The 21,025-nt window shown below is 65.8% G+C and carries 23 protein-coding genes; 17 read left to right on the top strand and 6 right to left on the bottom strand.

Features of this window, described 5'->3' with window-relative positions; translation table 11 throughout:
- Nucleotides 1–44: 44 nt before the first annotated feature.
- From RSO41_RS00940 to RSO41_RS00950, 3 genes are all read left to right on the top strand, one after another.
- Nucleotides 45–1,277 (top strand): FliC/FljB family flagellin, encoded by a 1,233-nt coding sequence (locus tag RSO41_RS00940; RefSeq protein ID WP_315616877.1) that lies wholly within the window; start codon nt 45–47, stop codon nt 1,275–1,277.
- 261 nt (nt 1,278–1,538) lie between these two features.
- Nucleotides 1,539–1,877, top strand: coding sequence for a hypothetical protein (locus tag RSO41_RS00945; protein ID WP_315616880.1), 339 nt, complete (start codon nt 1,539–1,541; stop codon nt 1,875–1,877).
- Nucleotides 1,874–2,080 (top strand): hypothetical protein, encoded by a 207-nt coding sequence (locus RSO41_RS00950; protein ID WP_315616882.1) that lies wholly within the window; start codon nt 1,874–1,876, stop codon nt 2,078–2,080. The genes RSO41_RS00945 and RSO41_RS00950 overlap by 4 nt, the downstream gene beginning before the upstream one ends.
- Before the next feature lie 178 nt (nt 2,081–2,258).
- Here RSO41_RS00950 and RSO41_RS00955 read toward each other — a convergent pair whose 3' ends face one another.
- From RSO41_RS00955 to RSO41_RS00970, 4 genes are all read right to left on the bottom strand, one after another.
- Nucleotides 2,259–2,939, bottom strand: a complete 681-nt coding sequence (locus RSO41_RS00955; protein WP_315616883.1) for an RES family NAD+ phosphorylase — start codon at nt 2,937–2,939, stop codon at nt 2,259–2,261.
- Between the two features lie 3 nt (nt 2,940–2,942).
- Nucleotides 2,943–3,395 carry an MbcA/ParS/Xre antitoxin family protein gene (locus RSO41_RS00960; RefSeq protein ID WP_315616885.1) on the bottom strand — a complete coding sequence of 151 codons (453 nt, stop codon included), beginning with the start codon at nt 3,393–3,395 and terminating at the stop codon, nt 2,943–2,945.
- Nucleotides 3,396–3,445: 50 nt separating this feature from the next.
- Nucleotides 3,446–5,326: a methyl-accepting chemotaxis protein gene (locus tag RSO41_RS00965; protein ID WP_315616887.1), complete on the bottom strand. Its 1,881-nt coding sequence runs from the start codon at nt 5,324–5,326 to the stop codon at nt 3,446–3,448.
- Between the two features lie 248 nt (nt 5,327–5,574).
- On the bottom strand, nt 5,575–7,239 hold the full coding sequence (locus tag RSO41_RS00970) for a methyl-accepting chemotaxis protein (protein ID WP_315616889.1): 1,665 nt from the start codon (nt 7,237–7,239) through the stop codon (nt 5,575–5,577).
- 243 nt (nt 7,240–7,482) lie between these two features.
- Here RSO41_RS00970 and RSO41_RS00975 point away from each other — a divergent pair, with 243 nt between their 5' ends.
- Nucleotides 7,483–7,848, top strand: coding sequence for a flagellar protein FlaG (locus RSO41_RS00975; RefSeq protein ID WP_315616891.1), 366 nt, complete (start codon nt 7,483–7,485; stop codon nt 7,846–7,848).
- Here RSO41_RS00975 and fliE read toward each other — a convergent pair.
- Nucleotides 7,845–8,174 (bottom strand): flagellar hook-basal body complex protein FliE, encoded by a 330-nt coding sequence (fliE, locus tag RSO41_RS00980; protein WP_315616893.1) that lies wholly within the window; start codon nt 8,172–8,174, stop codon nt 7,845–7,847. The two genes, RSO41_RS00975 and fliE, sit on opposite strands and share 4 nt — an antisense overlap.
- Before the next feature lie 276 nt (nt 8,175–8,450).
- On the opposite strand from fliE, the gene fliF reads away from it, so the two are divergent.
- The 13 genes from fliF (at nt 8,451) to fliR (ending at nt 19,689) form a co-directional block, all read left to right on the top strand.
- Nucleotides 8,451–10,211 carry a flagellar basal-body MS-ring/collar protein FliF gene (gene fliF, locus RSO41_RS00985; protein ID WP_315616895.1) on the top strand — a complete coding sequence of 587 codons (1,761 nt, stop codon included), beginning with the start codon at nt 8,451–8,453 and terminating at the stop codon, nt 10,209–10,211.
- Complete coding sequence (fliG, locus tag RSO41_RS00990) at nt 10,201–11,199, top strand: flagellar motor switch protein FliG (RefSeq protein WP_315616897.1); 999 nt, start codon at nt 10,201–10,203, stop codon at nt 11,197–11,199. Before fliF ends, fliG begins: the two co-directional genes overlap by 11 nt.
- Nucleotides 11,192–11,932: a flagellar assembly protein FliH gene (locus RSO41_RS00995; protein ID WP_315616899.1), complete on the top strand. Its 741-nt coding sequence runs from the start codon at nt 11,192–11,194 to the stop codon at nt 11,930–11,932. The genes fliG and RSO41_RS00995 overlap by 8 nt, the downstream gene beginning before the upstream one ends.
- Entirely contained in the window at nt 11,933–13,330 is a 1,398-nt protein-coding gene (gene fliI / locus RSO41_RS01000) for a flagellar protein export ATPase FliI (protein ID WP_315616901.1), read from the top strand. It begins immediately after the preceding gene.
- Entirely contained in the window at nt 13,327–13,776 is a 450-nt protein-coding gene (gene fliJ, locus RSO41_RS01005) for a flagellar export protein FliJ (protein ID WP_315616903.1), read from the top strand. The genes fliI and fliJ overlap by 4 nt, the downstream gene beginning before the upstream one ends.
- A 22-nt stretch (nt 13,777–13,798) precedes the next feature.
- Nucleotides 13,799–15,169: a flagellar hook-length control protein FliK gene (locus RSO41_RS01010; RefSeq protein ID WP_315616905.1), complete on the top strand. Its 1,371-nt coding sequence runs from the start codon at nt 13,799–13,801 to the stop codon at nt 15,167–15,169.
- A 150-nt stretch (nt 15,170–15,319) separates the two neighbouring features.
- A complete protein-coding gene (gene fliL / locus RSO41_RS01015; RefSeq protein ID WP_315616907.1) occupies nt 15,320–15,799 on the top strand; it encodes a flagellar basal body-associated protein FliL in 480 nt (159 codons plus the stop codon).
- Nucleotides 15,800–15,822: 23 nt separating this feature from the next.
- Nucleotides 15,823–16,866, top strand: coding sequence for a flagellar motor switch protein FliM (fliM, locus tag RSO41_RS01020; RefSeq protein WP_315616909.1), 1,044 nt, complete (start codon nt 15,823–15,825; stop codon nt 16,864–16,866).
- A complete protein-coding gene (gene fliN / locus RSO41_RS01025) occupies nt 16,859–17,371 on the top strand; it encodes a flagellar motor switch protein FliN (RefSeq protein WP_315616911.1) in 513 nt (170 codons plus the stop codon). The genes fliM and fliN overlap by 8 nt, the downstream gene beginning before the upstream one ends.
- A complete protein-coding gene (gene fliO, locus RSO41_RS01030) occupies nt 17,368–17,802 on the top strand; it encodes a flagellar biosynthetic protein FliO (protein WP_315616913.1) in 435 nt (144 codons plus the stop codon). The genes fliN and fliO overlap by 4 nt, the downstream gene beginning before the upstream one ends.
- The gene (gene fliP / locus RSO41_RS01035) at nt 17,799–18,581 is read left to right on the top strand and encodes a flagellar type III secretion system pore protein FliP (protein WP_315616915.1); all 783 of its coding nucleotides are present in this window, start codon (nt 17,799–17,801) and stop codon (nt 18,579–18,581) included. Before fliO ends, fliP begins: the two co-directional genes overlap by 4 nt.
- 22 nt (nt 18,582–18,603) lie before the next feature.
- Nucleotides 18,604–18,873, top strand: a complete 270-nt coding sequence (gene fliQ, locus RSO41_RS01040; protein WP_141319985.1) for a flagellar biosynthesis protein FliQ — start codon at nt 18,604–18,606, stop codon at nt 18,871–18,873.
- A 15-nt stretch (nt 18,874–18,888) separates the two neighbouring features.
- Nucleotides 18,889–19,689, top strand: coding sequence for a flagellar biosynthetic protein FliR (fliR, locus tag RSO41_RS01045; protein WP_315616920.1), 801 nt, complete (start codon nt 18,889–18,891; stop codon nt 19,687–19,689).
- 107 nt (nt 19,690–19,796) lie between these two features.
- On the opposite strand, the gene flgL is transcribed toward fliR, so the two are convergent.
- A complete protein-coding gene (flgL, locus tag RSO41_RS01050; RefSeq protein ID WP_315616922.1) occupies nt 19,797–21,014 on the bottom strand; it encodes a flagellar hook-associated protein FlgL in 1,218 nt (405 codons plus the stop codon).
- Nucleotides 21,015–21,025: the final 11 nt, after the last annotated feature.

Below are 21,025 nucleotides of genomic sequence, written 5' to 3' on the forward strand. Positions count from 1 at the left end.
CGGGTCCGCCAATGGAGCCCTCAACAGCTTGGAAGGAAATCACCATGTCAGTGATCAATACCAACATCACCTCGATGATCGGTCAGCAGAACCTGAACGAATCGAAGAATGCCCTCTCTACCTCCATGGAGCGCCTGTCCTCCGGCCTGCGCATCAACAGCGCCCAGGACGACGCGGCCGGTCAGGCCATCGCCAACCGCATGTCCAGCCAGATCACCGGCCTTTCCCAGGCACAGCGCAACGCCAACGACGGCATCTCCGTCGCCCAGACCGCCGAAGGCGCCCTCAACCAGGTCAACGATAACCTGCAACGTGTTCGTGAACTGAGTGTGCAGGCTCAGAATGGGACAAACTCCCAGGATGACCTGGACTCAATCCAGGCAGAGATTGACCAACGTCTTGGCGAAATCAATCGAATTTCTCAGCAAACTGACTTCAATGGCGTAAAAGTTCTGGAAGATAATCAGGCGCTCGGCATTCAAGTTGGCGCAAACGATGGTGAACAAATCACTGTCAATCTGGAGGAAATCACTTCTTCCACGCTGGGGCTGAGCACTTTCAGCGTTTCTGGACCTGATGTTGCCGGTGGATTAACTGCTCAGACTGGTGGTCCTACTTCAGCCATGAAAGAAGCATATGGTGATACTACGTCGGTAGCTGAGACTACCATCAATGACTTCTCAAATGACCTGCAAACTTCCCTGGGCTTGAGCGGCAACGGCAGTGTCACAATTGGTGATACATCAACTGGCAATGCCCAAGTAGACAGCAATGGCAACTGGTATGCTGAGGTTAGCATTACGCTGGCGGACGACGCCGCAGGCCAAGCTGCTTCTGATAGCCTGGCCAATAAGGGGCTGGATATCGATGCGGACGGTAGTGCCAAGACCTTTTATGTAGCACTGGATCCTCAGGAAGCAGATACCACTTCCACTGCTAGTACTGCAGCGTTCACTGTCGATGGTACCTCTCTGAGCGCCTCTAGCCTTCAGAATGGAAGTACTGACAACCCTCTCAAGCAGCTTGACGACGCGCTTAGCAAGGTTGACACATTGCGTTCCGATCTTGGTGCCGTTCAAAACCGGTTTGAGTCTGCCATTACCAACCTGGGCACCAACGAAACCAACCTCTCCGCCGCTCGTTCGCGCATCGAAGATGCCGACTACGCCACCGAAGTGGCCAATATGACCAAGAATCAGATCCTGCAGCAGGCAGGCACCTCCGTACTGGCGCAGGCCAACCAGCTTCCGCAGAACGCCCTGTCGCTGCTGGGTTAAGCGGTCTAGCCGACAAGCCCAGAGTGACAAAAATGAGCGGGGGCCTCCGGGCTCCCGCTTTTATGGATAAAGGAGAGGAAAAAGCAAAATGGCGTGTTCTATCTGTGGCTCGGGTAGCCATACAGCAAGAAACTGCCCCAAGCCGCAGCGATGTTCGCATTGCGGCAGCATTGGTCATAATGTTCAAACTTGTCCCGCGGCTAGGCGCTGCAGCCTTTGCGGCAGCTATCAGCACGACAAGAGAACTTGCCCAGATAGGTAGTGACTGTTTCGACCCGCGATGTGGTCTACGACCTTATCTCCAAGCTCCATGCCACCGAGCGGCTTGTGGATAGTACGCTGCAAGGCCGCATCGTGCGCTGTACCGATAAGGACGAGACGGCCAGGCTGGAGGAGCTGAAGATCGAGTTCGAGCTGGAGATCTCGATGATTCGCATGAACCTCGAGCATCTGATTCAGCGCTACTCCCGGCAGTTGGAAGACGCCAGCCAAGGCTGCCAACAGAGCAATAGTGCCTCACTGACGCTCGATACCCATGAGGCCGTAGCCATCGAGAGCGCTCGGGTGCTCTACCGCCGCGTTCAGGAACTCGCCACATGACCGAAGACGAACACCAGCGGGTGATCGACGAGCTCGATGAGGTGATTCGGGATGCCCGCACCCTTATGGATCGCTTCGAAGCCGGCGGCATGGTTGAGGCCATGGCCGGCGACTACCAGCAGCTTCTCGACCTGCATGCCCGCGCGGTCGGCGACCAGAAGGCCCATACCCTGGCGATGCTGGGACAACTACTCTCCCACTAAGCCGGTTACATTATTCAGAATGTCCCTTGAAAGGTGGTGAGTTCCCCGAAGCCTCAGTTGTCAAGCAGTCCTTGACAACTGCCAGGCACCGAAAAAACATCGTGTCAAGTCATCACACCTGTCCATCGGTTGTCAGGTATGCCCCCTTCACCACGACATCCAGACGATACCACCGACCTCACCGATGCTCGGACACTTCCAGCACATGGGTGATCGCCTGTTGCCTGCCATCCCATAGATAACGCAGATGCGGGCCCTGGTCCGGAATGCTGAGGGCGGGTGGCCGAAAGATAGCGGCGCACTCGTGACCGGGGTCGCGAACGCTCTGGTAGAGCAACCCGAACGCGCCCGCCTCGCGTCGTCGAGTGGCGAAGGCCTGAGCCTCCCCATAGCGCGCCGGGTCTGGGTCGTGCAACCCGTCATGGCCCTGCCGGATATCCTCCAGCTCCTGGGTGATGGTGTTGATATAGGTCCGCATGGTGATCTCGACAGTGCCCTCCCGAGTGGCCTGCAGAAACTCGGACAGATGGAAACGCGTCTCGGCGATGGCCGTATCCAGGCGGCTGGCGCAGTCGTAGACCCCGAAGGTACCGTCGCTGAATCGTGACCGCCTGCCGATATGAGTGAAGGCGGCCATGATCGACGTCGAGCCGGGCCCGGAGACGCGATCAACACGAGGCACGCGGGCCAGTTCGCCGGCCTCCTCGAGCAGCCTGTCGTTGGTCATCCCTTCGATGGCGAAGGCGAGTTCCAGGTCCTCGGGATCGAGCGTGTCCTCGAACACATCGATCGGCGGAAAGGCGCTGTTGATGACGCGATAGGCGTGGTGCCAGGCGGGCAGGATGCGAGGCAAGCGCAAGGGTCACCCCCTGACGGCATCGAGATACCGGCGCGTATCGGCCAGGTCCACCACGCGACCCTGAAGCATGTACGCGAGGGCCGATTGACCATTGAAGGGCGCCGCCTCATTGGGCTTGTGCACCCATTCGTAGGCCTTCTCCGGGCTGTTGCTGAACAGGATCCGCAGCGCCTTGTGGATGCCCATCAGGTAGGAAATCCGCTCCATGGTGTCGCGAGGCAGGCGCACCTCGGGCAGCTTCCGATACTTGTGGTAGGTGGTATTGCCGATGCCGCCCAGCAGGGTGCGCTGCTGGGTAACAGAGCACCCCCAGGCCTGCATGATGTTGAAGAAGAACTTGAGCGCGACGCGCCCTGCTTCCGGGGTATTGGTCGCAGGGCGCTGCTGTGCCTGTGCCGCCATCATGGCCGTTTCTCCGGTATCGGATCGAATATCCACATCCGAAGTATAAGCCATATTTTGTCCCCATGTGTTATTTCATGTCACCGGGACAAGGACACGACACCTCAGGCGAACGCTTCTTCGGCATCTTCCTCGACGCGGCGCCGTGCCGGTGCCGGGCGGGCCGGGGCGTCGTCGGCGCGACGCTGGCTCAGGGTGAAGCCACCCACGGCGGCGGTCAGGCGGTCGGCCTGGTCCTTGAGCTGCTCGGCGGCGGTGGTCGATTCCTCCACCAGGGCGGCGTTCTGCTGGGTCATGCGGTCGAGCTCGGAGACCGCCACGTTGACCTGGCTGATGCCTTCGCTCTGCTCGCCGGTGGCGGCGGTGATCTCGCCCAGCACGTCGGTCACCCGGGTGACGCTCTCGACGATCTCGGCCATGGTCTGGCCGGCCTGGCGTACCTGGTCGGCGCCTTCCTCGGTGCGTTCCACGGAGGTGTCGATCAGGCCCTTGATCTGCTTGGCGGCCTCGGCGCTGCGGCTTGCCAGCTGGCGGACCTCACCGGCCACTACCGCGAAGCCGCGGCCCTGCTCGCCGGCCCGGGCCGCTTCCACCGAGGCGTTGAGCGCCAGCAGGTTGGTCTGGAAGGCGATGCTGTCCATCACGCTGACGATCTCGCTGATCTGCCGCGAGGAGGCGGTAATGCCCTCCATGGTCTCGACCACTTGGTCGACCGCCTCGCCGCCGCGCCGGGCGACATCGGAGGAGGATTCGGCCAGGCCGTTGGCCTGACGCGAAGATTCGGCGGTGTGCTCCACGGTGCTGGTGATTTCCTCCATGGAGGCCGAGGTCTGCTGCAGACTGGAGGCGGCGTTCTCGGTGCGGCGCGACAGGTCCTGCCCACCGGTGGCGATCTCGGTGGCGGCGACCCGCACCGATTCGCTGCTGTCGCGAATGGTGGTCATCACCTCTTCCATGCGCGACACGAACTGGTTGAAGGAGGTGGCGATCTGCGCCACTTCGTCCTTGCCGTCCGCCGGCAGTCGCCGGGTCAGGTCGCCGCTGCCGCTGGCCACGTTGTCCATGGCATCGCGCACCGCCAGCAGGCGGCGGAAGACGACCCGCAGCAAGGCACCCAGCAGGAGGGCCGCACCCAGGGCGACCAGCACCAGGGTGATCCCGGAAGCGCTCATCACGCCTCGCAGGCCGGCGGTAGCCTCGAACTCGTCCAGAGCCACCACCAGTTGCCAGTCGGTACCGTCGATGGGCTGGCCACGCAGCAGCTTGTCCGACTCGCCCAGCATGACGTGACGCGGTGCCTCGGCGCCGGGCAGTTCGCCCAGTGACGCGGCCGTCAGGGCCGGGGAGAGCTCGCCGACCGGCTCGAGGCTCATCTCGGGATCGGGATGGGCCACCAGGGTGCCGTCGGCGGACGCCAGGAACGCCAGGCTGGAGGGGGTGGGAGCGATCTGGTCGACGATATCGACGATGGCGTCGATGGCCACGTCGCCGCCGGCCACGGCGACCAGCTTGCCGTCGCGATAGAAGGGGGTGGCGAAGGTCACCACCAGCTTGTCGGAGGTGGCGTCCTCGTAGGGCGCGGTGACCACGGTGGATTCGGCCTCCACGGCCTGGCGATACCAGGGACGTTCGCGCGGGTCGTAACCCTCCGGGGTCTCGCTGGCCGAGAAGACGACATCACCATTCGCCGGATCGGCGATATAGGTATTCATGAAGTCCCCGGACACCAGCAGCTGCTCGAGGGCAGGCATGGGGGTTTCGCTGGTCGCCACGGCATCCAGGGCCTCGAGCATGCCGATGCGGGCGTCGACCCATTCCTCGATGGCCTGACCATTGCCGTGCGCCACGGCCCGGAGATTCTGGTCGATCTGGCGTTCGTTGTGGGATTCGACGGTGAAGTAACTGGCCGCGCCGTTGATGATCAACGCCACGGCAATCACCGTCAGGGTGGCGATGAGAATACGCAGTCGCAATGAGGTCAGCATGAACACTCTCGTGGATGGGGAGGTTGGGATGAGTGACGGTTATCGGCGAGAACCGCGCCAACTTGAGCCCCCTCCTGTGGACCACGGTGCTCATCGTGCTGACGGGCCACTGGCGCCGGTCGATGAACAGGCTGTTGCCCGGTTGATGCTTGGCCTGCGACTTGAGTTCAGCCAGCACGCGGGGCGCTGGCATCGACCCTGGGTGACCCGATGCCCGGGTACTTCGATAGCATCATCCCGTCCCCTGCCTACGCGGGTTGCAGCGCCGCGCCTTCCGCTTCTTCCTTTCGGGCCACGTCCGATGATGTCTCGGCGGCCGGCGTCAGGCTGTCTTCCTCCAGCGCGCTCGGGGCAATGTCGGCCGCCGCCAGCATGAAGCGCCCGGTGAAGTCGCGCATGTGGCCGGCCTGGACTTCCAGCGCCTCGGCGGTCTCGTTGGCACGCTCCACCAGGCCATGGTTGCGCTGGGTCACGGTTTCCATCTGGTTCATGTCCCGATTGAGCGCCACCAGCCCTCGATGTTGTTCCTCCGAGGCCTGGGCGACCTGCTCGATGCGCTCGCCGACCCCCTGAATGGCGGCGACGATGTCGCGCATGTCGTCGCCGGCCTGACGGGACAGCGACTTGCCCTGCTCCACGCTGGCCGCGGAGGCTTCGATCAGCTCGCGAATGTCACGGGCCGCGCGGCCGCTGCGCGATGCCAGGTTGCGCACCTCGCCGGCCACCACCGCAAACCCGCGACCATGCTCGCCGGCCCGCGCCGCCTCCACGGAAGCGTTGAGCGCCAGCAGGTTGGTCTGGAAGGCGATGTCGTCGATCAGCCCGACGATCTCGCCGATACGCCCCGAGCGTTCGTGCACCTCGCCCATGGTATCGACGAAGGCCTTCACCACTTCACCGCCACGGCAGGCCTTGTCGCTCGCCCGCTCCGCCAGTTGGCTCGCTTCGCGCACATGCTCGGTATTGTCGGCCACCGAGACGGTCATCTCATCGAGGTTCGCGGCGGTCCGTTCCAGGGAGCCGCCCTGCTGCCGAGTACGCGCCGCGAGTTCCTGATTGCTCTCGCTCATGTGCGAGGCGCCGTCGAACACCCGGTCGGCGCTTTGCCGCACCTGCCGCACCGTGCCGGCCAGCGCCCGCCGCATGCCGTCGAGCTCGCGGAAGAGTCGGTCGATCTCGTTGTCGCCGCGTGCCGCCACCTCACCGGTCAGGTCGCCCTCGGCGATACGCCGAAAATGGGCGATGACGTCCCCCAACGGGCGCAGCACATTGCGCCGCACGCCCCAGACCACCACCGCGACGATGAGCAGCGCCGCGACCAGGGCACCCCCCAGGGCCAGATTGAGCCAGCCCGACAGCTCGACGAATCGCGCTGCCTGGGCATCGCCCTGCGTCTCGGCATTGGCGAAGAAGCCATCCGCCTCCTGCATGAAGGCCTGGCTCATGTCACTGACCCGCGACTGGCCCGAGTCATAGGCGCCGACATCGCCCTCCTGCAACAGCATCAACTGCAACGACAGGCCGGTCCCCAGCAGCGACTGGAAGCGTGACGCCAGGGTGTCCACGATCGCCTGGTCGGCGGCCGGCACGGCCAGGAAGCGCTCGAAGGCCGCCTCGGCCTCCTGCATGCGCTGCTCGGCACGCTCGAGCACCGGCCCGGGGCGATCGAAGGACGGCGTACGCAGCAGATGAGCGGCTCGGTCCATGGCCACCTGGGTCCGCAAGGTAGCGATATAGGCCTGATGGAGGGCCCGGGATTGCTCGACATTCTGCTCGCGCAGCGTATCGAAGGCCGTGCGACCGTGCTGGTTGGCGTAGAGGCCGAGGGCGCCGAGGGTCACCAGGATCACCGTGAAGGCGATCAGCACCAGGAGACCGCTGACGCGGATGGACATTCGCTCGATGAAGCGCATCGGAAGATTCCATGACTGACGGTTGGCGATGACGGGCCACGCAGCGCGGCCTCGACGACGCTTCTATCAGCGTTTCATGACATTCCGATGGCACGACCGACTCAAGCTACTGAATTTCCTGTTTTAACGCCAGATCGCTCCATGACCCTAAAGGATCGAAGCCCCTGGCCGATAACGTTCAGAGTCGCTATCTCCAAGCGGCAAGCCAAGGAATGATCCACAAGAAAAAGAGGGAGGCTGACGATGACATCGCCACTGACCGATGCGACCTCGGCGCAGGGACGGGCCGGCGTCGACACGAGCTCGACACGACGACAGGTCGAAGCGGCCCTGGATGCCCTACCCCCGGCGGGCAGCGTGCTCGGCGAGGGCGAAGGCCGCGAGACCGTCAAACGCGGCGAGCTGGTGGCGCCGTTGCAGCGCGTCAATGAGGTGCTTCGCCCCTATGGCGTGGAGTTCGAGCTCGACGAGGGAACTTCCCGCGTGGTGACACGGCTGGTCGACCGGGAGAGCGGCGAGGTGATCCGTCAGATCCCCGCCGAGGAGGTACTGCGCGTCGCCGAGCGCATCGAGGAGTTGCGAGGAGGCTTGATCCAGCAGCGGGCCTAGACTCGCATGTTCATGACATCCTTATAGGCCGAGATCAGTCGGCTGCGCACCTGCTTGCCCATCTCGAAGGCCACGCTGGCCTTCTGCACGTCGACCATGACGTCATCGAGCTCCACACCTGGCTTGCCGGCCTGGAAGTCGCGCGTCTTTTCCGCGGCTTCCTGCTTGAGGGTGTTGATGCGCTCGATGGAGGTCTGCAGCTCGTCGACGAAGCCTCCCTCTCCCACCGTCGTGGAAAGATGCTGCCCCTTGGACGACTGGCCGGCGGCCTGGCTGGCGAGGCTCTGCATCTGGGTCAGGGCCGACTCGAGGGTGGGTGAACTCATTTCGACTCCGGGGTTGGGGGGCCATGTCATCGGCGTCAGGACAGCACTCTCCGATGGTTCGGGCAAAGCCTAGCAGGGCGCGGCGGCGCATCATGCCACCAAATAACGCGCAAAAACCGGGCTTTTCACACCTTTGGGTCGACGTGCGCCACGGATAATAGCCCCATCAAAGCTCCGCCCCCGACCCGGGCGGCGAACCGTGATGGACGGAACGCAGTCGATGCCTTCTTCTTTTGACACCCTGGACGCTGGCGCCGAACGAGCGGGGAGGCCCGCATGAGTAGTGGCGCTTCCGCCACCGGCCGCCAGGATAATCAGTCCTCCTCATCGTTCGCGCGACTGAAACGTCAGTTGCGCGGCAGTCCCCTCGTCCCCCTGCTGATCGCGGGCGCCGCTGCGATCGCGGTGATTGCCGCCCTGCTGCTGTGGGCCAGCGCGCCGCAGTACCGCGTGCTGTACAGCAACCTCAGCGAGGCCGACGGCGGCAGCATCATCGGCGAGCTGGACAGCCGCGGGATTCCCTATCGCTTCAGCCAGGGCGGCCAGGCCCTGATGGTGCCCGGCGAGCAGGTCCACAAGCTGCGCCTGCAGCTTGCCGAGCAGGGCCTGCCGAAGGGCGGCAACGTGGGTCTGGAGTTGATGGAAAACCAGGCCTTCGGCATCAGCCAGTTCGCCGAGCAGGTCAACTACCAGCGCGGCCTCGAGGGCGAGCTGGCGCGTTCCATGGAGTCGCTGGGGCCGGTCGCCGGCGCCCGGGTACACCTGGCGCTGGCCAAGGACTCGGTGTTCGTGCGCCGCCGCGAGCCGGCCAAGGCCTCGGTGGTGCTGACCCTGGAGCCCGGCCGTGCCCTCGGCGAGGGACAGGTCAACGCCATTGCCCACATGGTCTCGAGCAGCGTGCCCGACCTGCCCACCGAAGCGGTCACGGTGGTCGATCAGGACGGGCGCCTGCTGTCGAGCCCGGACGGCGGCTCCACAGGGCTCGACGGCACCCAGCTGGATTACGTCGCCGAGGTGGAGCGCACCTATCGGCAACGCATCGAGGCCATCCTCACGCCGATCCTCGGCCGCGACAATGTCCGCGCCCAGGTCACCGCCCAGCTCGACTTCTCCCGGCGCGAGGAAACCGCCGAACGCTACACGCCCAATCAGCCGCCCAACGAGGCCGCGGTGCGCAGCCGCCAGACCAGTATCAACCTCAACGGCGATGACCTGGCCAGTGGCGTTCCGGGGGCGCTGAGCAATACCCCGCCCGGTTACGCCGAATCGCCCATCGCGACACCGGCGGAAGACGGTGAAGACGGTGAAGACGGAACGGAAGGCGAGGAGCAGGGTGCCGACGACGAGGCGACCGACCCGGCCACCCAGTCCCGGCGCCGCCTGAACCGTGACGACGTGATCAACTACGAGGTCGATCGCCAGGTCTCCCACGTGGAGCACCAGCGCGGCCAGGTCGAGCGCCTGTCGGCGGCGGTGGTGATCGACTACCGACAGACCCCTGCCGACCAGCCCGACGGCGAGCCGACGGCCACCCCCCTCGACGAGGACGAGCTGGCCCAGGTGGAGCGACTGGTACGACAGGCACTGGGCTTCTCGGAGGCGCGTGGCGACCAGGTAACGGTGGTCAACCGTCCCTTCGCCGACCAGGCGTCGCCGGAGGCCGAGCTGGCCTGGTGGCAACGGCCCGAACTGCAGCGCCTGGCCTTCGGCCTGGGCCGCTACCTGCTGGTGGGCCTCGCCCTGCTGCTGCTCTATCTGCTGATCCTGCGTCCGCTGATCCGGCGCTACACCGAACGGCCTCTGCCCGCCGCCGCGCCGCCGCCGCCCAGCGTCGACGCCCGGGTCGGCGATGAGGCCTCGGACGAGGAGGCGACGGACGGCGAGGAAGAAGAAGCGGCGAGCTACGAGTCGCCTCGACGCCGGCGCAAGGCCTCGGCCTATGAGCAGAACCTCAACGACCTGCGGGAGATGGCCCAGGAAGATCCCCGCATGGTGGCCATGATCGTTCGCGGCTGGATGAACAAGCATGAGCAATAAGATGAGCGGCACACGCCGCAGCGCCATCCTCCTGCTGGCCCTGGACGAGGACAGCGCGGCCGAAGTGTTCAAGCACATGACGGCCAAGGAGGTGCAACAGATCAGCCTGGAGATGGCGACCCTGGAACAGATCTCTCACGAGGAGATGCGCCAGGTGCTGCAGTACTTCCACGACGAGACCGAGGAGTTCATTGCCCTGAACCTCAACTCCAGCGACCACATTCGCTCGGTGTTGACCAAGGCGCTGGGCAGCGAACGCGCCTCGAGCCTCATCGAAGACGTCATGGAAACCTCCAGCACCAGCACCGGCATCGATGCCCTCAACCTGATGGAAGCCTCCATGGTGGCCGAGCTGATCCGCGACGAGCACCCGCAGATCATCGCCACCATCCTGATCCATCTCGACCGCCATCAGGCCGCCGACGTGCTCGAGATGTTCGATGACAAGCTGCGCAACGATGTGGTGCTGCGCATCGCCACCTTCAGCGGCGTCCAGCCGGCCGCCCTGCAGGAACTCACCGAGGTGCTGACCAACATGCTCGACGGCCAGAACCTGAAACGCAGCAAGATGGGCGGCGCCCGCACCGCGGCGGAGATCCTCAACCTGATGAACACCCATCAGGAGGAAGCCGCCATCGATACCGTGCGCTCCCACAACGAGGATCTCGCGCAGAAGATCATCGACGAGATGTTCCTGTTCGAGAACATGCTCGACCTGGACGACCGCAGCATCCAGCTGGTGCTCAAGGAGATCGACTCCAATTCCCTGGTGGTCGCGCTCAAGGGGGCCCCGGAGGCGCTCCTGGAGAAGTTCCTGCGCAACATGTCGCAGCGTGCCGCCGACCTGCTGCGCGAGGACATGGACGCCCGCGGGCCGATCCGGGTCTCCCAGGTGGAGGCCGAACAGAAGGCCATCCTGCAGGTGGTTCGCCGCCTGGCCGACGCCGGCGAAGTGGTGCTGAGCGGTGGAGACGAAGCCTATGTCTGACGACGCGCGAAACGCTCGGGACGCCGCCGCGATCTCGACCTGGCGACGCTGGCGCATGGGCGAGCTGCGCGCCGATCGGGAGAACGTCGCCACCGAAGCCGAGGCCCACGCCGCGCAGACGCGCCGCCAGGAGGCCCAGCGCCAGCAGGAAGCCCTCGACGCGCTCCGCGAACAGGTCCGTCGCGACGCCTACGAGGAAGGGCTGCGTCAGGGCCGAGAGGCAGGACATGCCGAGGGCCTCGCCCAGGGACGCGAGGACGCGCAGCGAGAAGCCGATGCGGCCTTCGAGCGCCGCCTCGAGGAAGAGATCGCGCCCCTGCGGGAACTGACGAGCCAGTTCAATGAGGCGCTGACCTCGCTGGACGACGCCATCGCCGATGACCTGGTCGAGCTCGCCCTGGCCACGGGACGCCAGCTGGCCGGCGAGGCCCTCAAGGCACGACCGCGGCAGGTGCTCGAACTGGTGCGCGCCCTGCTGCACACCGAGCCGCCGCTGGTCGGCCAGCAGCGGCTCTGGCTGCATCCCCTCGACCTGCGCCTGGTCGAGAAGACCCTGGGCGATGAGCTCGCGGCCGCCGGCTGGCGCCTGCAGCCGGATGACCAGCTCAGTCGCGGCGGCTGCCGGGTGACCAGCGAGAGCGGAGAACTGGACGCCACCTGGGAATCCCGCTGGCAGGCGGTACGCGACCAGCAGCGCAAGCGGCCGGCAGCCACCGGTGCCACCACGGAGTGAATGATGGACGCGACAGGCCCCCTCGACCCTCACCGTGACCACTGGCAGCGCGCGCTGCGCAGCATGCGCGGCCGCGTCGAGGCCCTGCCGACCCACCGGGCCAGTGGCCGCGTGGTGCGCGCCACCGGCATGGTGATCGAGGTCGTCGGCCTGCGGGTCGCCCTCGGCAATGCCTGTCGCATCGAACTGCCCGACATGCCCGGGCAACCGGCGACCCGCTATGCCGAGGCCGAGGTGGTCGGTTTCTCCGGCGACCGGCTGTTCCTGATGCCGCTGGCCGGCCTGTCCGGCCTGATGCCCGGAGCCCGGGTCCACCCTCTGGGCGAAAGCACCGGCGACGCCGCGCGACGTTTCCCGATCGGCGAGGCCCTGCTGGGCCGGGTGGTGGATGGCAACGGCGAGCCGCTGGACGACCTCGGCCCGCTGGACGACTCGCCACGCGCGCCCCTGGCGCAGCCCCCCTTCAACCCCCTGGCGCGGGCCCCGATCGACACCCAGATCGACGTCGGCATCCGCGCCATCAATGCCCTGCTCAGCGTGGGCCGCGGCCAGCGCATGGGCCTGTTCGCCGGCTCCGGCGTCGGCAAGTCGGTACTGCTGGGCATGATGGCCCGCTATACCCGCGCCGACGTCATCGTGGTCGGCCTGATCGGCGAGCGCGGCCGCGAGGTCCAGGACTTCATCGACAATATCCTCGGCGCCCATGGCCGAGAGCGTGCCGTGGTGGTCGCGGCCCCCGCCGACACCTCACCGCTGCAACGCCTCCAGGGTGCCTCCTACGCCACTCGGCTCGCCGAGGGCTTCCGCGACCAGGGGCGCGACGTCCTGCTGATCATGGACTCGCTGACGCGCTACGCCATGGCGCAGCGCGAGATCGCCCTGGCCATCGGCGAGCCGCCGGCCACCAAGGGCTATCCGCCCTCGGTCTTCGCCAAGCTGCCGAACCTGGTGGAGCGCGCCGGCAACGCCGAGCGCGGCGGCGGCTCGATCACCGCTTTCTATACCGTTCTGACCGAGGGCGACGACCAGCAGGACCCCATCGCCGACTCGGCACGCGCCATCCTCGACGGCCACGTGGTGCTGTCCCGCGTGCTGGCCGAGGCCGGCCACTATCCGGCCATCGATATCGAAGCGTCCATCAGCCGGGCGATGAACGCCGTCATCGACGACAACCAACGACGCCAGGCCCAGCGTTTCAAGGGCCTCTTCTCACGCTATCAGCGCAACCGCGACCTGATCAGCGTCGGTGCCTACCATCCGGGCAACGACGAACGGCTCGACGACGCCGTGCGCCGCTACCCGGACCTGGAGGCCTTCCTGCAACAGGACATCGACGAATGCGCCGACCTCGAGGCCTCGCGCCTCGCCCTGGCCGGCGTATCGGGAGGCACGACATGAGCCGCACACCACTGGACACCCTGACCGAAATGGCCCGCCAAGCCCGCGACCAGGCCGGACAGCGCCTGGCCGGCGACCGCCGCGACGCCCAGCAGGTCGCCGAACAACTGGAAGCCCTGCAACGCTACCGCGCCGAGTACGCCGCGCGGCTGCAGACGGCCCTGCGCGAGGGGATCGACCCGGCCTCCATGCACAACTACCAGCGCTTCCTGGCCTCGCTTGACGACGCCCTGGAACGCGCTCGCCAGGCCCTGGGCGAACAGCAACGCCGCGTCGACCGGAGCCAGCAACACTGGCAGAGCGAGCAGCGTCGGCTGCGCTCCTACGACACCCTGGCCGAGCGCCGTGACGCCTCGCGCCGGCGCACCGAGCAACGACGCGAACAGCGCGCCAGCGACGACCTGGTGAACAGCACACGGCAACGGGCGCCTCTGTTCGGGGGCTGAGCCGAACATCAAGGAGACATTGATGGATACCCTACCGCGACTCATGGGCGCGCTCGGCAAGAATGCCTCGACCGACGCCACTGGCGCCGTCGCCAAGGCCGACGCCTCCGAACGAGGCGCCTTCGCCGAAGCCATGGCGTCACTCTCGCCCTCGGGCAGCAGGCGTGACGGTGCTGCGGATGCCGCAGCAACCGGTGCCGCCACGGCCGAGACCGCGACGCTGGTGCGGCACGCGAATGACTGGACGCAACGAATCGACACGGCCACCCCCGAGGACTCCGCGTCCTCGCCCGAGCTGGCGGCCGCCATGGAGCGCCTGCAGTTGATCGAACAGGCCGGCACCCAGGCCACGGCACAAGGCCCTCAGGCGGTCGCACAAGGCGCCGAGCAAGCGACCCGGGGCACCCAGGCAGTGATGACCGCAACGACCTCGGGCCAGCGGGAGACGATGGCTCGCCTCCATGGAGATGCCACGGCCCGAGCCGCCGCCGTGAATGCCGCCGCGCCTCGGGAAGGGCTCGCGCAGGACGGCATGCCACGGGTCGACATGTCGCAGCAGGCCATATCGCGGGACGCCATGCGGCAAGCCACCGTCGCCCGACAGGCCGGGACCCCATTCGATGCGGCCATGATGCGCGAGACACGCGCCGGTGCCGAAGCGCCCCGCCCGGCCACGACCTCCGGCGAGCTGCCCTCGGCCCGGATGCAGGCCCAGGCCCCGGAACAACGGCCGAGCCCGATCGCCCAGGCGGTGTCCTCCGCCCTCGCGGTGGCGCAACGCGACCCGGCGGATGCCACGGCCTTCGTGCCGACGCGGGGCGATGCCGGCGCGGCCTCGCCACTGCTCGACACGACCACCTCAGCCTCGATGCCGGCCCAGCATGCCGGTACCGGCGCTCCCGGCCAGGGCACGCCCCCCCTGACCGGCGCCGCCACGACGCCCGTCCAGGCCAGCCTGACCGCTCCGGTGGGCAGTCAGGACTGGACCCAGCAACTGGGGCGACAGTTACTGCGCTTCAGCCAGGGGAGTGGCGAGCAGCGTATCGAAATGCGCCTGCACCCAGCCGAGCTGGGCCCGCTCTCGGTCTCCCTGAAAATTGGCGACCAGGGGGCTCATGCCCAGTTCCTCTCCGCCCACGCACCGGTCCGGCAAGCTCTGGAGCAGGCCATACCGCAATTGCGCGAGGCCCTGGCGGAGCAGGGCATCACCCTCGGCGAGACCTCGGTGGGCGAGCACCAGCAGGGTAACGCCGACGACACGGGCAGCGGCCTTGCCGGCAGCGGTCCTGGCCTGCCCGGAGCCGATGACGAGACGTCCGGCGGCGAACTCGCCACCGACCGGCAAGCGCCCCTGGCGATGCCCCTGGATGGGCGAGTCGACCTCTACGCCTGAGAGGGCGCCGATCATGTGCCGTTCTCGAGCCGGAGCTCGCGCAAAAACCCAAGATAGGCCCATTCACTGGGCCTGTTCGTTTCATCATGGCCGGCCTCGAGTCGGCATAATTCCCCACACATTGGCCCTCATCGACAAACAGGAGCGGTAATGGCGACATCCGTAGGCGGCTCACGGAAGCTGCTGTGGTTGCTGGTGGTATTGGTCGTCCTGAGCCTGTCGGCCGCCGCCACGGCACTGTTCATGCTGTTTACCCAGCAAGGGGGCATGGAACAGGCCCGTGCGGAAGAGCCCGCGGCCATCGAGTACCAGGCACCGATCTTCGTCGAGATCGACCCCTTCACCGTCAACCTGGCCGAGGATAACTATGGTGCCAGGCTGCTCTATGCCGGCATCTCACTGAAGGTGGCCGACGCCCGGAGTCGCGAACTGCTCGAGACCCACATGCCGCAGGTGCGCAGCCGGCTGCTGACCCTGCTCTCGGGCAAACAGGCAGAGGATCTGACGTCGGCGAATGGCAAGAAGCGCCTGGCCGACCAGATCATCGCCGCGCTCGAGGTCCCGATGTCGGAGACACAGCCCGACCTCGCCATCGAGGATGTGCTCTTTACCGAATTCATCGTGCAATAGCGGCGAGGTCGCGGAGTCACCCCATGTCTCAGGACGATCTGCTGTCCCAGGATGAAATCGATGCCCTGCTCAAGGGCGTCAGCGGAGAGGATGAGCCCAGTGGCGGCAGCGGCAACGCCCCCAAGGTGCGCCCCTTCGACCCGGCCTCTCAGCACCGCATCATCCGTGAACGCCTGCATACGCTGGATATCATCAACGAGCGCTTCGCTCGTCATTTCCGCATGGGCCTGTTCAACCTGATCCGGCGCAGCGCCGATATCACCGTGGACTCGGTGCGCTATCAGAGTTACAGCGAGTTCTCGCGCAATGTCCCGGTGCCCACCAACATCAACATGATCGCCATGAAGCCGCTGAAGGGCTCGGCGCTCATCGTCTTTCCGCCCAACCTGGTGTTCATGGTGGTGGACAACCTGTTCGGTGGTGACGGCCGCTTCCTGGCCAAGTCGGAGGGGCGGGAGTTCACCAACACCGAACAGCGCATCATCCAGCGCATGCTGCGCCTGGCCATCGAGGCGTACAGCGAATCCTGGCGGTCGGTCTACCCGCTCGAGATCAGTTTCCTGCGCTCCGAGATGCAGGCGAAGTTCGCCAACATCACCAATTCGCCCAACGAGATCGTGGTCAACACCAGCTTCAACCTCGAGGTGGGCAACCTGGCCAGCAGCTTCCAGGTGTGCATGCCCTACTCGATGATCGAGCCGTTGCGCGACCTGCTCACCAACCCCTTGAGCGATGGCCACCAGGATCAGGACGGCACCTGGACACGGCGCATGGCCGGCGAGATTCGCCATTCGGCGGTCGAACTGGTCGCCGACTTCGCCGACCTCCCCTCGCGAATCTCCGATGTCACGAAGCTCGAGGTGGGCGACATCCTGCCTCTGGAGTTGCCCGAAACGGTGACCGCCAAGGTGGATGGCGTGCCGGTCATGGAGTGCGAGTACGGCAGCCAGCACGGCCAGCGGGCACTGCGCGTATTGCGCCTGTTCGACCACGCCGCCGACCACGCGCCGTCCGATTCCTTCGTCAAGGCGTCCGAGCCGAAACCCGAGGACCCCCATCATGACTGACCCCAACAAGCCCGATAAGAACGTCGGCGACGACGACTGGGCCGACGCCATGTCGGAACAGGAGGGCGACAGCGCGTCCGAGGATGCCGCGGAGCAGGCGGATCCCTGGGCCGAGGCCCTGGCCGAGCAGGAAGCCGCCGAGGGTGCCGATACCGAGGCGTCCGACACCTCGTCGGAGACCGCGCGCGCCGCCGGCGACAGTGTCTTCCAGCCACTGGAGCAGGGCGACAACGCCTCCTTGCCCCGCGACCTCGAAATGATCATGGACATCCCGGTCAAGCTGACCGTGGAGCTGGGCCGCACTCGCCTGACCATCAAGCAGTTGCTCGAGCTGGCCCAGGGCTCGGTGATCGAGCTCGAGGGGCTGGCCGGCGAGCCCATGGATATCCTGATCAATGGCTACCTGATCGCCCAGGGCGAGGTGGTGGTCGTCGAAGACAAGTACGGCATCCGCATCACCGAGATCATCACGCCGTCCGAACGGGTCCAGAAGCTGAACCGATGAGCCAGAACGCCGAGCTCGATGGCGCCGTCGCCGACGGCATCGCCCAGGGAGGCGATGCCCTGATCGGCATGGCGACCCTGGGCAAGACGGTCGCCGCCCTGGCGCTCGTCATCGCCATCATCCTGATCTGCAACCACCTGCTGCGCCGCCTCGGTGGCGCCGGCACGGGTCGAGGGCCGCGCCCGACGCTCATCGGCGGCACCAATGTGGGCAACCGCGAGCGGGTGGTGATCGTCGAGGTCGAGTCCACCTGGCTGGTGCTCGGTGTCGGCGGCGGCCAGGTCAACAAGCTGCATGAGCTGCCGGCGCCGCAGGATGAGGCTCCACCGGCCGCCACGGATACCGACGACGGCGGCTTTGCCAGGCGCTTCGCCCGGGCCTTGCGCCAGCAAGCCACGGGACGCGATGACGGGCCGCGGGGGACGTCATGACCGGCATGCCGCATCGCTCCTGGCGCTTCTCCCTGCTGCTTCTGTTGACGCTGTCCTTGCTGGCGCTGTGTCTATTGGCCCTGCCCTCCCCGGCACTGGCCCAGCAGATTCCCGGCATCATCAGCGAACCCATGGAAGACGGTGGCCAGAAGTGGTCGCTGTCGCTGCAGACCCTGTTGCTGCTGAGCTCCATGGCCTTCCTGCCGGCGGCCTTGCTGATGATGACCAGCTTCACTCGCATCATCATCGTGCTGAGCTTGCTGCGCACCGCCATGGGCACCCAGGCCACGCCGCCCAATCAGATCCTGCTGGGGCTGGCGCTGTTCCTGACGTTCTTCATCATGGCGCCAGTCTTCGGCGAGGTGCATGCCCAGGCCTGGGTGCCGCTGTCCAACGGCGACATCAACTTCCCCGAGTTCCTGAATCAGGCCCAGGGCCCGCTGCGGGAATTCATGATGGCCCAGACCCGGGAACCGGACCTGGCGCTGTTCGCTCGCCTGGCCGACATCGGCGAAATGCAGGGCCCGGCGGACGTGCCCTTGCGAGTCCTGGTGCCGTCCTTCGTGACCAGCGAGCTGAAGACGGCCTTCCAGATCGGCTTCACCATCTTCATTCCCTTCCTGATCATCGACCTGGTGGTGGCCAGCACCTTGATGTCGCTGGGCATGATGATGGTGCCGCCGATCACCATCTCGTTGCCGTTCAAGCTGATGCTGTTCGTGCTGGTCGATGGCTGGCAGTTGCTGATCGGCTCGCTGGCGGAAAGCTTCTATCTCTGACGCCCGACCCGAGGAGGCACGCATGACACCCGAGACGGTTATGACCATTGCCTACCAGGGCATGCGCGTCACCCTCCTGCTGGCCGGCCCCTTGCTGCTGACGGCACTGCTCACCGGCCTGCTGGTGAGCCTGTTCCAGGCGGCCACCCAGATCAACGAAATGACGCTGTCGTTCATCCCCAAGATCCTGGCGGTCTTCGCCGTGCTGGTGCTGGCCGGTCCCTGGCTGCTCAAGCTGATCACCAACTTCACCCGGGAGCTGTTCAGCAACATCCCGACGCTCATTTCCTGACAGCGGACGCCCGGCATGGTCGAGGTCACCTTCGCCCAACTGCACGGCTGGCTGGTCGCCTTCCTGTGGCCCTTCGCCAGGATCACGGGCCTGATGCTCAGCTCGCCGTTGTGGGGGCACTCCGGCGTACCGCGCCAGGTCAAGATTGCGCTGGCCGGCGCGCTGACGGTGGTGATCGCGCCCATTCTGCCGCCGATGCCGGACGTGCCGATCGTCTCCTGGGAGGGGCTTGGCATCCTGGCGGAGCAGCTGTTGATCGGCGCGGCCATGGGCCTGGTCATGCGCGTGACCCTGGCGGTGGTGCAGGCCACCGGCGAGTTCATCGGCCTGCAGATGGGGCTGGCCTTCGCCACCTTCTTCGACCCTTCCAGCGGCACCAACATGATGGTGCTCTCGCGACTGCTCTACATGATCACGTTGCTGATGTTCCTGGCCTTCGACGTGCATCTGGTGGTGCTCGAGGTCCTGGCCAACAGCTTTCGCACCCTGCCCATCGGCATGGGGCGCTTCGACCCCGACGCCTTCATGATGCTGGCCCGCTACGGCGGCACCATCTTCACCTCGGGCATGCTGCTGGCCCTGCCGCTGGTGGCCTCGCTACTGATCATCAACCTCTCGCTGGGCATTCTCAATCGTGCGGCACCGCAGCTCACGGTGTTCAATATCGGCTTTCCCACCTCCCTGACGGTGGGCATCATCCTGTTGATGGTGCTGATGACCGACCTCGACCGTTTCCTCGAGCGACTCTTCGGCCAGGGCATCGATGCCTTGCGGGGGCTGCTCGATATCCTGGCGTCCCTCCCGCCGGCCGGCTGAGCCGGCATAAAAAAACCCAGGCCGGGAGGCCTGGGCGGGACAAGGGGCCATGGAGTCAAAACGTTCCACCATGGCCGACAGGGAAACTCCCCCTTAGGGATACTGGCTTAGAGATACTGGAACAACGACATCCCCTTCAGATCCGCGAACGTCTTCTGGGAGGCCTGCATGCCGACCTGGCGCATGCTGTACTCGGATATCGCCTCGGCGTAGTCCAGGTCGACCAGGTCCGAGAGGGTCTGCTCGTAGTTGAGCATGCGGTTGTCGCTCACCGAGTCGACCACATCGAGCTCGTTGAGTCGCGCGCCCATGGAGGCACGCACGGTCAGAACGTTGTCGAGGCTGTTGTCGAGCTCGCGCATCGAGGTATTCAGGGTGTTGCGGCGCGCCGCCTGTTCCTGAGAGGTCTCGGCGGGATTTTCCAGTACGCCGATCGCGTTCTCGAGGGTCTTGAAGAGATCGGTGTTCATGGTGTCGGCGGGGCCGACCGAGAGGCTGTCACCGTCCTCGGGTTCGCCCTGCAGCTCCATGCTCAGTCCGCCGAACTTCAGGGGCTCGCCTGACGAGTAGGCGACATCCTGCATGCCCGTCACGGGCTCGCCGTCGGCGCTGACCGAATAGGTCATGGCGTCGCCGTCCTCGGCAAAGCTGATCTCGAAACGCTTGCCGTAGTCGTCGGCCTCGGCATCGAGGATTTCCGGCCCGCTGAAGGTCAGGTCACCGGCATTGTCGGCGTCGGCCTCGGCCACGTAGCCGGCGCCGCTCGGCACGCTCTGGAAGATGTCCTGGCCACTGTCGCTCACTTCCATCAGGCGCGAGGCGTCGATGCGCTGTTGCCGCACCTCGGTACTGCCGACGTATTCGATATGGCCGTCGCCGTTCTCGACGAAGGGCTTGCTGCCGTCCTCATGACCGCCGAACAGATAACGTCCGTTGCCGTCGGTGGCGTTGGCCTGACCGACCAGGGTTTCATAGACCCCGCGCAGTTCACTGGCCACGGATTCGCGATCGGCATCGCTCAGGGTGTCGCTGGAGGCCTGGACCAGCAGCGTCTTGGCGCTGGTCACGGCATCGCTGACGCTGTTGAGCACGCTCTCGCCCTGGGAAAGCGCATTGCGCGCGCTGACTCGCGAGTCGGTGTACTGCTGGGTGATGGCCATGGACTGGTCGACCCCCACCGCCCGCGAGGCCGCCTGGGGGTCATCGGAGGGATTGACCACCCGACGACCGCTGGCGATCTGCTGACTGACATCGAGAAAGCCGCTCTGCTGCTGGTTCAGGGAGGAGACGCTCTGCTCGAACATGGTGACGGTGCTGATACGCATGTGAGATGACT

It is taken from the genome of Halomonas sp. I1 (genome assembly GCF_032334135.1).
Taxonomy (GTDB): Bacteria; Pseudomonadota; Gammaproteobacteria; order Pseudomonadales; family Halomonadaceae; genus Halomonas.